Source organism: Nonomuraea sp. NPDC003709 (assembly GCF_040610775.1).
GTDB classification, from domain to species: domain Bacteria; phylum Actinomycetota; class Actinomycetes; order Streptosporangiales; family Streptosporangiaceae; genus Nonomuraea; species Nonomuraea angiospora_A.
Genome location: NZ_JBEXMW010000023.1, coordinates 52,561 through 65,720, shown reverse-complemented (window position 1 = coordinate 65,720; position 13,160 = coordinate 52,561). Strand labels below are relative to the sequence as shown.

Genomic DNA, 13,160 nt, shown 5'->3' with positions numbered 1-13,160 from the left:
CGGTGGCCACCGCGCTGGTCCTCAGCCTGAGCCTGGTTTCGCAAGCAAGCGCGGGGACGGTGACGGTCGCCAAGCCCCAGCGGCCGAACATCATCTTCTTCCTCGTCGACGACATGTCCGCCGACCTGCTCGCGTACATGGACACCGTGCGCGGCCTGGCCGACGACGGCACGACGTTCAGCAACTACTACGTGTCCAACTCGCTGTGCTGCCCGTCACGCGCCTCGATGTTCACCGGCCAGTTCCCGCACAATACCGGCGTGGCCACGAACAAGAACTCCGATCGCGGTGGCTACAAGGCCTTCGCACCGCACGAGTCCAGGACCTACGCCGTCTCGCTGGAACAGGCCGGATACCGCACCGGCTACCTCGGCAAGTACATCAACGAGTATCCGGTGGACGCCGACTACCACGTCCCGCCCGGCTGGGACGAGTGGCATGTGGCGGCCGGCGGCGGCTACAGCGAGTTCAAGTACCAGCTCACCCGCTACGTCAAGGGGGAGACTCCCGGCCTGGACACCTCCGACGGCACTTACCTGGTGGACGAGCTCGCCAAGCGGGCCACGGACTTCATCGAGCGCTCACGCGAGCGCGCCCCGGACCGGCCGTTCTTCCTCCAGGTCTCGCCGTTCGCGCCGCACTCCAGGATCGGCGCCAAGCCGGGCGACAAGGAGCCGCGCTTCCCACCCGCGCGCCGCGACCGGCCGAAGACCCAGTTCCCGGCCGGGGAGTTCCCGCACGGCGACTGCGGCGGGCCCGATTGCAACGACATCGACGTGAGCACGTTGCCGGCGTTCAACGAGGACACCGCCGACAAGCCCTCGTGGGTACGCCGCGCTCCGCTCGCCCCCGCGCTGGTCAAGGAGCTGCGCAAGGATTTCCGCGACCGGATCCGCATGGTGCAGTCGGTGGACGACATGGTGGCGCGTGTCCTTTCCACGCTGACGGACGCCGAGAAGCGCAACACGTACGTGGTGTTCACCAGCGACAACGGCTTCCATCTCGGCCAGCACCGCCTCGTACGCGGCAAGTCCACCGCCTACGACCACGACGTCCGGGTGCCGCTGCTGGTCAAACGGCCTGCGGCGGGACGGCACGGCGACCTGGTGACCGGCGCCATCGCCCAGAACGTCGACCTGTTCGCGACCTTCCTCGACATGGCCGGGGTCGGCGCGGCCACCCGTGACGGCCGCGACGGGCGCAGCCTGCTGCCGCTCATCCAGGGCCGCAAGGTGAAGGACTGGCGGAAGGCGGCGCTGATCGAGCACGTCAAGCCCAACCCGGCCGCGCCGGGCGAGCCGGACCCCGATGCCGAGCCGCTCGAGGCGGGGAACTCACAGCCGCCCAGCTACGCGGCGGTGCGCACTGCCGGAGAGCTGTACGTGGAGTACGAAGGTGAGGCGAAGCCCGAGTACTACGACACGGTGGCGGATCCGAACCAGGAGTCCAACGACCCCGGCAACGCGAGGACGTCCGACCTGGGCAAGGTCCTCGACGCCATGGTGGGATGTGGGAAGCCTGGCGCGCCGGACTGCTGGACCGCAGCCCGACTCTGACCCGGCCCGGGCAGACGCCGGGGCCGCCGAATCTTGAGGAGCCTTGCCCAGGTCAGTCGTCCTCACCCGCCAGGATCCGCCGTACCTCCTCGGCCAGGTAGGGGGCGTCGTCCGGCCAGGAAGCCGCAACGCGTTCCAGGAGTTCGCGGTGGGCGTCCAGACGGTCGCCGTTGGCCAGACCGGCGGCGGCCTGTACCTGGATCTCCACCTCGGGCCGGTGGAGAGCTCGCAGAAGGTACGCCGTGGCCTCAGGGGCCTGGCAGCCCTCGAGAGCCGAGAGCATCCGGACGCGCAGCTGGAGCGGACGGTCTGCGTCGTCGATGTAAGCGGCGACCAGCGCGAGGAGGCGCACGTGAGGAGGGCCTTCGGTGTGGAAGAAGGCGGCGCCCGCGGCGTCGGCCGCCGCCTCGACGACCGCAGGGTTCGTCGTCCGCTCCAGAGCGTCCGCGATCAGGTCGCAGTCCTGTTGCTCGGCGACGTTCATCATCGCGTTGAGGGCGCTGGCGTGGTTCGCGCCCGCGCCGGTCTCCGGGCTCATGTCGGCGGACGAGGGTGGCTGCCGTAAAAGCTCACGAGCAGCGTTCAGCACCTCGGCCTGATGGGCGCCGTACAACGGGGCTCCCCCGAATCGGCTGAGCGCGCTGGATCGCTGGAACACGTCCAACGCGATCCCGACCGCGGCCTGGTCGCCGCTCCGCAGGAGAGTGAGGAACGGGCTGATCGGCCCCGACCAGGTTTCCGCGACGTCGGCCTGAAGGGCCTCGCAGGCGGACATCAGCCGCTCGTCGGAGAAGCGCGGGTGCGTCCAGTAGGAGGAGCCGTACATGCGAACGGATCTTGCCACGGCGCACTTGCCGTGCGCAGGCGAGTTTCGGTCCCCCTCGACGCAGGCGCTGGATCTGGTTGGTGGTTCTTCGCGTACCAGATCCGTCACCTGCCGCAATAAGGCTCTTGACCTGGGCTTTCTGCCGGCATCCTCACTCAGCCATGTGCGGCTCTTTCACCCTCTGACGGAACAGCGACGGAACAGAGAGCGGAGAGGGTCGAAGGCTGCAGCGCGCTGTCAACGTGGGTGCCTCATGGCGCCCGCGTTTGGTACTGGTGAGGTTCAACTGTCGCGAGCTGGCCGCTACGCTCCCGGCGACCACACACGGTCATCGCCAATCGGCCGAACTGACGACAGTTGAATGAGCGACCTCACCAGTCTCATCTCCCGACCACGAGACAAGGTCGACGTTGAAACCCATCCGCGCCGACCCCGAGGACGCCGGCAAGCTCCCCATAAGTGCCAGGCGAACTGTCAGCTTGTCGCGGTGACCATCCGGTACGCGCGGATCACGGTCTGCTCGACGGCGTTGCCGGAAGTGTCGATCGACGTGGCCCGCAGCGACACGAACCCGTCACGGTTCGGATGGCGCAGAACGATCCTCGAGTTCCGGACCTCCGCCTTCGCCCAGGTGGCCCCGTCATCGTAGGAGACCTCCACGGACAGGTCCCGCGCGCGGCCCGCCGCGCTGCCAGGCAGCGAACGCACGCTGACCGGCACGGTGAAGATCCGGCCGGCCGGTGCGGTGTTCCGCGCGTCGAGCTCAGGAGTGAAGCTCACTACGGACACCGGCAGCCGGGCGAGGACGTCTGTGGTGTCGGAGTGGAACGTCCAGGCCACGGACACGCGCGTGGACAGCGTTGCCGGAGCTCCCCGCTCCGCCTCGGCGACGAGCCGGTACGCCGCCCGCCCTGCGGGCACGGGAAAGTGCGCGGTCAGGGACGGCGCCTCGCCGACGAGCACGCCGTCGCGGTAGAGGGTGGTATGTCCGGTGGCCCGCGACGAGTAGCCGAGCGAGCCCCGCCCATCGCCGAGCATCCCCAGGTCAGTCGAGATGACGTCGCCGGTGCGACTGACACTGTCGCCGAGCTGGTCCCCGGACGGCAGGGAAGGACCGAACACACCCCGGTTCCACAACTCGGTGGTGACCTGGCCCGCTCGGTAGTGCGTGAACCCGGATTGGAACTCGTTGACCCGCCCGTCGGTGCCAATCTCCCGCAGCCGGTGCTGCCAGCGGATACCTCCCTCAGGGTTGACGTGTACCCTCCGCACCGCGGGGGCAGTGAACTCGGCCCCAGAAAGGTAGGAGGGGATCCTGTCGTCGCGCGGCCAGGCCCGGCCGTACGCCCTGAGCTCCGCGTCGGGTAGGTGAGCGGCGTAATCCATGCGTATGGTCGCCAGGTTCTTGGGGTCCACCGACCGTTTGAAGCCGGTCACCACTCGCCCCGGCTGGAACCAGGCCGCGCAAACCTACCGCCGCATCCGGCCGTGCCTCCGGCCTCTCCCACGCCGGGTCCTGCGGACCACGAGCGGCGGTCACGGCGTCGACGTCGTGCTCGACTTCGTGGGCACCGGCTCAACGCTTGATCTGTCCGCCGCGAGCCTCCGCGCCGACGGGGAGCTCGTGGTAGTCGGCAGCGCAGGTGGACGGCTGAGCGTCCGGAAACCAGGCCCACTCCCCCATGGCGCCCGGATCTCACTACCGTTCTCGGGCACCCGCTCCGAACTCACCGAGGTGATCCCGCTCGGCCGTTTCTGCGCGCCCGAGGCGCCGGGCGGCAGACCCGCGCCTGTGCCGCCCGGCGCTGCTCACCTGCAGCACGATCTCGACACCACGACCACCGAGCTGAGTGAGGTCACCGTGTGACGACCACTGTCTCCTCTGTGTCGATGGATCCGCTCCCAAGGAGCGCAGTGACTGCCGAGCCACCGGCGAACGCCATGGCCAATGCCATCGCCACGATCACAGGCCGCCGCCAAGCTGCGTGCCGCAAGGGGGCAGCGATCGGAGCAGCAGCCGTCCTCTTGATGATCTTCGTGCGGGCGGCCACCCACGCCCGCACGTGCTCCTCCCCGGGGCCGCAGCCTCTGACGAACGCCACGAGGAGTTCCTCGCGTGGCAGCCGGTTCTTGCCGAGCATGGTGGAGGCGGTGGAGGAGGGAAGCGTGTCACCGGCGGCGGACGCACGGCGTTCGAGCTGCCGGAAGCTGAGGCCGGACCAGGCTTTGAGGGCTCGTAGCCCGGCCATGAAGGTGGCCTCGTCGGTGGCTGCCGCCGGTGACGGCGGTGGTGTGGTGGTCATGGTCGCCCCTTGGGCCAGTAGCGATCGATTGCCGGACGGCACGGGGCTGAGCTGGCCGTACACCGTCCCGCACAAACCCGGACACCCGGACATGTTGATCAGTTCCGGCCGCGTCGGTCAACTTGTGACCCCCGGACAATCACTTGTGGAGGTCACATGAGCCGGATCCGCACCGGCGCGCTGCTCATGGTCGTGCTGGCCCTGGCCGCGTGCTCCCCGGCATCCGACGAACCGGTCAGCGATTTCCTCGCTCGCATGCTTCCCAAGGAATCTGGCGGCACGGTCATCGCAGCGCGCAGCGATCAGATCTCCTACTGTCAGGGCTTCGGCCTGGCCGACCGCGACGCGCGGATCGCCGCGACCTGCGACACGGTGTACGACATCATGTCGATCACCAAGCAGTTCACCGCGGCCGCGATCCTGAAGCTGGAGATGATGGGCAAGCTCCGGACGAGCGACCGCATCAGCACGTACCTCGGGCCGGTCCCCGCCGGCAAACGCCAGATCACCCTGCATCACCTGCTGACGCACACCGCAGGCTTGGTCGAAGGGCTCGGCGACGACTACGACGTACTGTCCCGCGACGACATGCTGGCCAGGGCGCTGGCATCCAGACCGCTGTCGGAGCCAGGAGCGGAATTCCACTACTCCAACGTGGGCTACAGCATGCTCGCCGCGATCGTCGAGAAGGTCTCCGGCCTGAGCTACGAGCGATTCCTGGCGACCTTCCTGTTCACTCCCGCGGGCATGACCAGCACCGGGTACGTACTGCCCCAATGGAAGCCTGGCCAGGTCGCCGTGGAATACGACGCCAAGGGAAACAGCAAAGGCCGCCCGTACGAGCATCGGTGGGCGGCGGATGGCCCGTACTGGAACCTACGCGGCAACGGCGGCATGCTGTCCACCGCACGCGACATGTTCCGCTGGCATCACGCCCTGACCGGTGATGCCATCCTCTCGGCGAGCGCCAAAGCCGAGCTCTTCACCCCCCACGTACGGATCCCCGCCTCGCAGGAGTCGTACTCCTACGGCTGGAGCGTCCGCGACACCGACGACGGGCGGGTCGCCTGGCACGACGGCGGCAACTCCTGGTCACTGGCCGCCTACGTCAGGTCCCTTCACGACGGCATCATGGTGTTCTGGGTCAGCAACCACGCCTACCAGCAAGGGCGGTGGAACCTCGAAGACCGAGCGTCTGACCTGACGCTGGGCATCATGAACCGTACTCGCTCCGGCGCGGCCTGAAGATCGGGCGGAGTGACACGTCCGGTCCGGCCCGCAACTCCTCTTGCAACGGCAAGCCACCACTCGGTGGATCAGTGGGTACGGCGGTGAGGTGCCAGAACCTCGGCGACTTTCTACGTCGGGCTGGGGGTGAAACCCCGTCAGGACAAGGGAAGCAGCACGGTGAAGCGAGCGCCTTCGCCGGGCGCCGTCCTGAGCTCGACGCGGCCGCCGTGGGCCGCCAGGATCGCGGCGGTAATGGCCAGGCCGAACCCGGTGCCGCGAACGGGCGCTCGTCGTACTGGTCGACGGTGGTCGAGTCGATCACCGGCAGTACCGGCCCGTCCGCGGTGGCCGGGGCGGACAGCTCCGGCGTCCCGTCGGTGCGGAGCCCTGGATCGCGAAGTCCGTAGGCAGACCGTCAGACTTGCGCTCAAGGTCCTCCGGCGACGGCGACCGTCCACCCGTTCCGCGGGCAGCCGCAGTGAGTGGCCGACGCCTCGGATGGTGGGGATCAGCGGTGGTTCCACCGAGTCGATCTTGCGGCGCAGATAGCTGATGTACGGCTCCACGATGCGGCCGTCCCCGCCGTAGTCGCAGGTCCACACCCGGTCGAGGATCAGGGCGTCGTTCGGCGGGCGGCAGGTCCCTGATTTTGGATGATGTACGGGCGAAGCCCGTGCCCTTGTGGTGGTTCGGATAAGATTTGTCTTAACCCCGCGCCCTTTACTTAGTAGATTTCCTAGGAGACCAGAAGGTTTTCGCACGGTCGGCGTCGCGGTCGGCGCAGGGCGAACTCGCTCAGCTCCGCGGCCAAAGCAGTGCTGCCGTAACCGCGGGCGTTGGCACCTCCGATGAAGTCATCACTGTTCGGCGATGGCCGACACCACCCCCGGACGCCCTTGCCGGGTTGGCCGTTGCTGCCGCGTCCGGCGTTCTTCGCGTCCCGGTCACCGTCAGCCGCCCTTGGGTGGGTCCACGAGTCGTTCGCCGTCTTCGGCGCGGGCACAGCACGTCCGTGCTGATGAGGCGTCTGGAGCCGGCCGTGGTGGCGGTCATGAGGCGAACCCGAGGCCGAGACGGTCCAGGGCCGTTTCCGCACCATCTCCAGCTGCGTCCGCTCGGTCTGCCGGCCGGATAGCAGGTCGAGCATGACGTCGGCGGCGAACCGCGATGCGCCCACGCCGAGGCCGGTGAAGCCGGTTTGGTCCCTGTCTTCGTGCTCGGGTCTGATCGACCGGCCGTAACGGTAGATCGCGTCGTAGCGCGTGACGGTCGGCTCGCTCGGCTCCGGCCAGAGTTCACCCCTTCTGCGCCGCTGCCTTCTTGTCCAGGGGGACGGTGGGCGGCGGCCACTGTGCGGTCGCCGCCCGGCCCGGTGGGTCATTCGGAGGAGAAGGCGGCGTCGAAAGCGGCGGCCGGTGGGGTGATGGCGTTGAGCGAGCGGATGTAGGCGAGGGATTCCGGCGCGCCGTGCAGCCGGTCCATGCCCGCGTCCTCCCACTCGATGGAGATCGGGCCGTCGTAGCCGATGTGGTTGAGCGCGCGGAAGCACGCCTCCCACGGCACGTCGCCCCGGCCTGTGGACACGAAGTCCCAGCCACGCCGGGGGTCGGCCCACGCCAGGTGGGAGGCCAGCCGGCCGCGCCGGCCGTCTCGGGTGGCCACCCGGGCGTCCTTGCAGTCCACGTGGTAGATCCGGTCGGCGAAGTCGAGGATGAAGTTCGCCGGGTCCAGGTCCTGCCACACCATGTGCGACGGGTCCCAGTTCAGCCCGAAGGCCGGCCGATGCCCGATGGCCTCCAGCGTCCGCACCGTGGTGTGGTAGTCGTAGGCGATCTCGCTCGGGTGCACCTCATGGGCGAAGCGCACCCCGACCTCGTCGAAGACGTCGAGGATCGGGTTCCACCGGTCGGCGAAGTCGGCGTAGCCCGCCTCGATCATCGACGGGGGCACCGGCGGGAACATCGCCAGCGTGTGCCAGATCGACGAGCCGGTGAAGCCGACGACGGTCGTCACGCCGAGCGCGGCCGCCGCGCGGGCGGTGTTCTTGATCTCTTCGGCGGCGCGCCGCCGTACGCCTTCGGGTTCGCCGTCGCCCCAGATGCGGGCGGGCAGGATGCCCTTGTGGCGCTCGTCGATGGGGTGGTCGCAGACCGCCTGGCCGACCAGGTGGTTGGAGATCGTCCACACCCGGAGGTTGTACTTGGCCAGGGTCTCCTTCTTGCGTTCGATGTAGGAGTCGTCCGCGAGGGCCTTGTCGACCTCGAAGTGGTCGCCCCAGCAGGCGATCTCCAGGCCGTCGTAGCCCCACTCCGACGCCAGCCGGCAGACCTCCTCGAACGGCAGGTCCGCCCACTGCCCGGTGAACAACGTGACCGGCCTCGTCATGAATCCTCCACAGTGATGAAGCGGCTGCCCTCAGCCGCGCTCTGCTCGACGGCCGCCAGCACCCGCTGTACCCGCAGGCCGTCCTCGAAGGACGGTGTGGGGTCGGTGCCGGCGGCGATCGCCTCCAGGAAGTCCTTCGTCTCGTGGACGAAGGTGTGCTCGTACCCGAGGCCGTGGCCCGGCGGCCACCACGCCCCGGCGTACGGGTGGTCCGGCTCGGTGACCAGCACCCGCCGGAATCCGTGCTCGGCGCTGTCGATGGTGTGGTCGTGGAACCACAGGTCGTTCATCGACTCGAAGTCGAAGGCCAGGCTGCCCAGGGCGCCGTTGATCTCGATGCGCAGCGCGTTCTTACGCCCGGCCGCGAAGCGGGTGGCCTCGAAGGAGGCCAGCCCGCCGCCGCTGAGCCGTCCGATGAACAGCGCCGCGTCGTCCACGGTGACCGCGCCCCTCCCGGTGCCGCCGCCGGCCGCGAGCCCGGCCGAACTGGCCGCCAGGGGACGCTCCTTGACGAAGGTCTCGGTCAGCGCCGACACCCCGGTCAGCCGCTCACCGGTGATGAACTCGGCGACGTCGATGATGTGAGCGCCGATGTCGCCGAGGGCCCCGGAGCCGGCCTTGTCCTTCTGGAGCCGCCAGACCAGGGGAAACTCGGGGTCGACGATCCAGTCCTGCAGATACTGCGCCCGTACGTGCCGGATCTCGCCGAGCATGCCCTCTTCGACGAACCGCCGGGCCAGCGCGACGGCGGGCACGCGGCGGTAGTTGAAGGCGACCATGCTGCGCACGCCGCGCGCCGCCGCCTCCTTCGCCGCCGCGGCCATGGCCTCGGCCTCGGCGACGGTGTTGGCGAGCGGCTTCTCGCAGATCACGTGCTTGCCTGCCGCCAGCGCCGCGACGGCGATCTCGGCGTGCGAGTCGCCGGGCGTGCAGATGTCGACGATCTGCACGTCGTCGCGGTCGAGGAGGCGCTTCCAGTCGGTCTCCGCGCCGGCCCACCCCAGCTTCTCGGCGGCCTGCGCGGTCGCCTCGGCGGATCTGCCGGCCACGGCCACCATCGAGGGTCTGAGCGGCAGGTCGAAGAACGCGTCCACGCTGCGCCACGCCTGGGAGTGGGTACGGCCCATGAACGCGTACCCGACCATGCCGATCCCGATGACAGGCCTCATGACTCGAACCCGAGGGGCAGGTACTGGGCGGCGTTGTCCTTGGTGATGGTCTCCGAGGCCAGGGTGATCGACTGCGGCACCTGCTGCTCCAGCAGGTCGCTCATGCCCTTGCCCTGGGCGATCAGCCGGGCGATCTTGATCGCCGAGGCGGCCATGGTGGGGGGATAGGTGACGGTGGCCTTCAGCACGCCGCTGTCCGCCTGGATGTCACGCATCGCGTTGGCCGAGCCCGCGCCGCCGACCATGAAGAACTCGTTGCGACCGGCCTCCTTGATCGCCGCCAGCACGCCGATGCCCTGGTCGTCGTCGTGGTTCCAGATCGCGTCGATCTTCTTGTGCGCCTGGAGCAGGTTGGCGGCCACCTGCGTTCCGGACTCCACCGTGAACTTGGCGTCCTGTTGCGCGGTCACCTTGAAGCCGTACGTCTTCAGCGCGTCGGCGAAGCCCTTGCTGCGGTCCTGGGTCAGCGGCAGCGTGGCGATGCCCTGGATCTCCAGGATGACCGGGTTGGAGACGCCCTTGTCCTTCAGCGTCTTGCCGATGTGGTGTCCGGCGGCCACACCCATGCCGTAGTTGTCCCCTCCGATCCAGGCCCGGTACGACAGCTTGTCCGGGAAGACACGGTCCACGTTGACCACCGGGATGCCGGCGTCCATGGCCTGCCGGGCGACCTGGTTGAGCTGCTGGCCGTCGTTCGGCAGGATCACCAGCACGTTGACCTTCGCCTGGATCAGCGACTCCACCGCCGAGATCTGCTGGTTGATGTCGTTGGTCGGCTCGACCGGCTTGAATTCGACGTCGGTGTACTGCTTGGCCGCGTCCGCCGCGTTCTTGCTGATGGCGGCGATCCAGCCGTGGTCGGCGGCCGGGGCCGAGAAGCCGATGACGACCTTGTCGCCAGGGGCGTCGTTGCCGTCCTTGGCCGCGGGAGCGGCGGCGGGCGCGCTCGCCTGCTGGGTGGCGACCGGCTCGTTGCTGGTGCAGGCGCTGATGAGGGCACCCGCGCCGAGGGCGGCGCCGCTGAAGAGGAAGCCGCGCCGGGCGACGTTCTTGTCCATGTCTTCTCTCCTTGCTGAAGCCTTACTGAAGCCTTGCTGAAGCCGGAAGGCTTGCGATCCGGCCCTGGTGTCAGGTGTGTGTTTTGAGGCTTCGCCGCTGCAGCAGCACGGCGGCGACGATGATCGCGCCCTTGGCGATGAGCTGGTCGGCGGTGTTCAGGCCGTTCAGGATGAACAGGTTGGTGATCACAGTGAAGATCAGCAGACCGAGGATCGATCCGATGATCGTGCCCCGGCCGCCGCTCAGCAGCGTCCCGCCGATGATCACTGCGGCGATCGCGTCCAGCTCGTACAGGTCGCCGTGTGTGGACGATCCGGTCGTGGTCCTGGCCATGATCAGCACCGCGGCGATCCCGCAGCACAACCCCGACAGGGCGTACAACAGCAGCGTGTGCTTGCGCACGTCGATGCCGGCCAGGCGGGCGGCCTCGGGGTTGCCGCCCACCGCGTAGGTGCGCCGGCCGAACGTCGTGCGGTTGAGCACCAGCCAGCCGACCAGCACCACCAGCGCGAACACGTACACCAGCAGCGGCAGCCCGAGCACCCGCGTGGTCGACAGGCTCACGATCATCGAGTTGTCCTGCTGCACGAGCTGTGTGCGCTGGTTGGACATCCGCTGCGCCAGGCCGCGCCCGGCCACCATCATCGCCAGCGTCGCGATGAACGGCACCATCCGGCCGTAGGCGATCAAGATCCCGTTCAGCAGGCCCGCGCCGGTGCCCACCAGCACCGCGCACACGATCATCACGACCGGCCCGTAGGACTGGGTCGCCAGCGTGGTCGCCCATACCGACGCCAACGCCATCAGCGCGCCCACCGACAGATCGATGCCACCACCGATGATCACGAACGTCATGCCAACAGTGATCACCCCGATGGTCGAGGCCAGCGCCAGGATGCTCACCAAGTTGGAGGAGGTGGCGAAGTTCTCCGGCCTCGTCACCAGTCCCACGATCGCCAGCAGTGTCAACGCCGCGACCAGCCCCAGATGCCGGACCTCACCCAACCGGCCGAACCGCCCGAGCGGTCCCGCCGCCTTCAACCGTGGACCTGTCGGCGCGGCCCGATCAACCTCAGTCATGCGATGCTCCTTCGGTGGGGGGATTTGCCACATCGGATCCGGGACTCTGTCCTGCGGAGACCATCACCAGGTCGAGCACCCGGTGCTCGTCAAGGTCCTCGGCCGGCGCCTCATGGACGATCCGGCCCTCGCGGATGACCAGCACGCGGTCGGCCAGGCCCAGCACCTCGGGCACCTCGCTGGACACCAGCAGCACACCGATGCCGTCGTCGGCCAGCTTGCGCACCAGCGCGTACAGCTCGGCCCGGGCACCGACGTCCACCCCACGCGTGGGCTCGTCCAGGAGCAGCAGTTTGCGGTCCTCGGCCAGCCAGCGTCCCAGCACCGCCTTCTGCTGGTTGCCGCCCGACAAGGTCCTGATCGGCCGGCGCGGATCGGGCGGGCGGATGTCCAGCGCCTGCGACAGCCGTTCGGCCTCGGCGAACTCGGTCCGGCGGTCGAGCCAGCCCAGCCACCGCGGCCTGGCGTAGCGGCTCAGGCTCGCCAGCGTGATGTTCTGCGCGACGGAATGGTCCAGCAGCAACGCCTGCGCCTTGCGCTCCTCGGGGGCCAGGCCCATGCCCATCCGCACCGCGCGGGTCGTGCTGCCCGGCCGCACCGTCCGCCCATCGAGCACGACCCGGCCACCGGCCCGTCGCGCTCCGTAGATCGCCTCGATGATCTCGCTGCGGCCGGAGCCGACCAGGCCCGCCAGGCCGACGATCTCCCCGGTCCTGATGCTGAACGACACGTCCGCGAACCGGCCGGGCAGCGTCAGGTTCTCCACCCGCAGCACCTCGGACCGCCCCTCGTGGGCTCCCCTGCCCGGCCGGGGCGGGAAGACGTACTCGACGTTGCGGCCGGTCATCAGCGCCACGATCTTCGAGGTCGAGGTGTCCTTGGCCGCCAGCCCCACCGCGACCGTGCGCCCGTCCTTGAGCACGGTGACTCGGTCGCCGATCTCGCGGATCTCCTCCAGCCGGTGGGAGATGTAGATCACCGCCACGCCCTGGGAGGTGAGGTCACGGATCACCCGGAACAGGTTGCCGACCTCGTCGTGGTCCAGCGCGGCCGACGGCTCGTCCATGATGATCACCCGGGCCGAGTGCGACAGCGCCCTGGCCATGCTGACGATCTGCTTGTGCGCCGGCGACAGCGAGCCCACCTCGGTGCGGGGGCGGATCTCGCCGTGGCCCAGCCGATGGAGCAGTTCGGCCGTCGCCCGGTCGGCCTCGGCGCGGCGGGAGAACCCGAAGGTCGCCATCTCGTGGCCGAGGAAGATGTTCTCCGTCACGCTCAACCCGTCCACCAGATCGAGTTCCTGGTAGATGGTGGCGATTCCGTGGCCCATCGCCGCGGTCGGCGGCGCCAGCCGTACGGGCGAGCCGTCGAGCAGCACCTCGCCCTCGTCGGGTTCGTGGGCACCGGAAAGGATCTTGATGAGCGTGGACTTCCCGGCGCCGTTCTGGCCGAGCAGGCAGTGCACCTCTCCGGCTCTGACCTCAAGGTTCACGTCGTCCAAGGCGCGCACGCCCGGGAACTGCTTGACGATTCCTCGCATCACGAGCAGCGA

General features: G+C 68.9%; 12 protein-coding genes. 3 read left to right on the top strand and 9 right to left on the bottom strand.

Annotation, left to right across the window (positions count from 1 at the left end; all coding sequences use genetic code 11):
* Nucleotides 1-2: 2 nt before the first annotated feature.
* Entirely contained in the window at nt 3-1,556 is a 1,554-nt protein-coding gene (locus ABZX61_RS49030) for a sulfatase (protein ID WP_355205688.1), read from the top strand.
* A gap of 52 nt (nt 1,557-1,608) precedes the next feature.
* Here the strand turns inward: ABZX61_RS49030 and ABZX61_RS49025 are convergent, their stop codons facing one another.
* Both ABZX61_RS49025 and ABZX61_RS49020 read right to left on the bottom strand, forming a co-directional pair.
* Nucleotides 1,609-2,400, bottom strand: a complete 792-nt coding sequence (locus ABZX61_RS49025; protein WP_355205685.1) for a hypothetical protein — start codon at nt 2,398-2,400, stop codon at nt 1,609-1,611.
* Between the two features lie 456 nt (nt 2,401-2,856).
* On the bottom strand, nt 2,857-3,768 hold the full coding sequence (locus tag ABZX61_RS49020; RefSeq protein ID WP_355205682.1) for a hypothetical protein: 912 nt from the start codon (nt 3,766-3,768) through the stop codon (nt 2,857-2,859).
* Between ABZX61_RS49020 and ABZX61_RS49015 the strand changes: the two genes are divergently transcribed.
* On the top strand, nt 3,767-4,249 hold the full coding sequence (locus ABZX61_RS49015) for a zinc-binding dehydrogenase (protein ID WP_355205679.1): 483 nt from the start codon (nt 3,767-3,769) through the stop codon (nt 4,247-4,249). The two genes, ABZX61_RS49020 and ABZX61_RS49015, sit on opposite strands and share 2 nt — an antisense overlap.
* Here ABZX61_RS49015 and ABZX61_RS49010 read toward each other — a convergent pair.
* Nucleotides 4,239-4,685, bottom strand: coding sequence for a hypothetical protein (locus tag ABZX61_RS49010; protein ID WP_355205677.1), 447 nt, complete (start codon nt 4,683-4,685; stop codon nt 4,239-4,241). The two genes, ABZX61_RS49015 and ABZX61_RS49010, sit on opposite strands and share 11 nt — an antisense overlap.
* Before the next feature lie 156 nt (nt 4,686-4,841).
* Here ABZX61_RS49010 and ABZX61_RS49005 point away from each other — a divergent pair, with 156 nt between their 5' ends.
* The gene (locus tag ABZX61_RS49005) at nt 4,842-5,930 is read left to right on the top strand and encodes a serine hydrolase domain-containing protein (protein ID WP_355205675.1); all 1,089 of its coding nucleotides are present in this window, start codon (nt 4,842-4,844) and stop codon (nt 5,928-5,930) included.
* A gap of 140 nt (nt 5,931-6,070) precedes the next feature.
* Here ABZX61_RS49005 and ABZX61_RS49000 read toward each other — a convergent pair whose 3' ends face one another.
* The 6 genes from ABZX61_RS49000 to ABZX61_RS48975 form a co-directional block, all read right to left on the bottom strand.
* Complete coding sequence (locus tag ABZX61_RS49000) at nt 6,071-6,481, bottom strand: ATP-binding protein (RefSeq protein WP_355206053.1); 411 nt, start codon at nt 6,479-6,481, stop codon at nt 6,071-6,073.
* 811 nt (nt 6,482-7,292) lie between these two features.
* Nucleotides 7,293-8,300 (bottom strand): sugar phosphate isomerase/epimerase family protein, encoded by a 1,008-nt coding sequence (locus ABZX61_RS48995; RefSeq protein WP_344990389.1) that lies wholly within the window; start codon nt 8,298-8,300, stop codon nt 7,293-7,295.
* Nucleotides 8,297-9,469 carry a Gfo/Idh/MocA family oxidoreductase gene (locus tag ABZX61_RS48990; RefSeq protein ID WP_355205672.1) on the bottom strand — a complete coding sequence of 391 codons (1,173 nt, stop codon included), beginning with the start codon at nt 9,467-9,469 and terminating at the stop codon, nt 8,297-8,299. Before ABZX61_RS48990 ends, ABZX61_RS48995 begins: the two co-directional genes overlap by 4 nt.
* Nucleotides 9,466-10,527, bottom strand: coding sequence for an ABC transporter substrate-binding protein (locus tag ABZX61_RS48985; protein WP_355205669.1), 1,062 nt, complete (start codon nt 10,525-10,527; stop codon nt 9,466-9,468). Before ABZX61_RS48985 ends, ABZX61_RS48990 begins: the two co-directional genes overlap by 4 nt.
* Before the next feature lie 70 nt (nt 10,528-10,597).
* Complete coding sequence (locus ABZX61_RS48980; protein ID WP_350738757.1) at nt 10,598-11,608, bottom strand: ABC transporter permease; 1,011 nt, start codon at nt 11,606-11,608, stop codon at nt 10,598-10,600.
* Nucleotides 11,601-13,148: a sugar ABC transporter ATP-binding protein gene (locus ABZX61_RS48975; protein ID WP_355206050.1), complete on the bottom strand. Its 1,548-nt coding sequence runs from the start codon at nt 13,146-13,148 to the stop codon at nt 11,601-11,603. Before ABZX61_RS48975 ends, ABZX61_RS48980 begins: the two co-directional genes overlap by 8 nt.
* Nucleotides 13,149-13,160 lie beyond the last annotated feature (12 nt).

What these genes read in the sequence shown, in the direction of transcription:
- ABZX61_RS49015 (WP_355205679.1), top strand. Translation starts at nt 3,767, where the DNA reads ATGCGTATGGTCGCCAGGTTCTTGGGGTCCACCGACCGTTTGAAGCCG.
- ABZX61_RS49020 (WP_355205682.1), bottom strand. Translation starts at nt 3,768, where the DNA reads ATGGATTACGCCGCTCACCTACCCGACGCGGAGCTCAGGGCGTACGGC.
- ABZX61_RS49010 (WP_355205677.1), bottom strand. Translation starts at nt 4,685, where the DNA reads ATGACCACCACACCACCGCCGTCACCGGCGGCAGCCACCGACGAGGCC.
- ABZX61_RS49005 (WP_355205675.1), top strand. Translation starts at nt 4,842, where the DNA reads ATGAGCCGGATCCGCACCGGCGCGCTGCTCATGGTCGTGCTGGCCCTG.
- ABZX61_RS48995 (WP_344990389.1), bottom strand. Translation starts at nt 8,300, where the DNA reads ATGACGAGGCCGGTCACGTTGTTCACCGGGCAGTGGGCGGACCTGCCG.
- ABZX61_RS48990 (WP_355205672.1), bottom strand. Translation starts at nt 9,469, where the DNA reads ATGAGGCCTGTCATCGGGATCGGCATGGTCGGGTACGCGTTCATGGGC.
- ABZX61_RS48985 (WP_355205669.1), bottom strand. Translation starts at nt 10,527, where the DNA reads ATGGACAAGAACGTCGCCCGGCGCGGCTTCCTCTTCAGCGGCGCCGCC.
- ABZX61_RS48980 (WP_350738757.1), bottom strand. Translation starts at nt 11,608, where the DNA reads ATGACTGAGGTTGATCGGGCCGCGCCGACAGGTCCACGGTTGAAGGCG.
- ABZX61_RS48975 (WP_355206050.1), bottom strand. Translation starts at nt 13,148, where the DNA reads ATGCGAGGAATCGTCAAGCAGTTCCCGGGCGTGCGCGCCTTGGACGAC.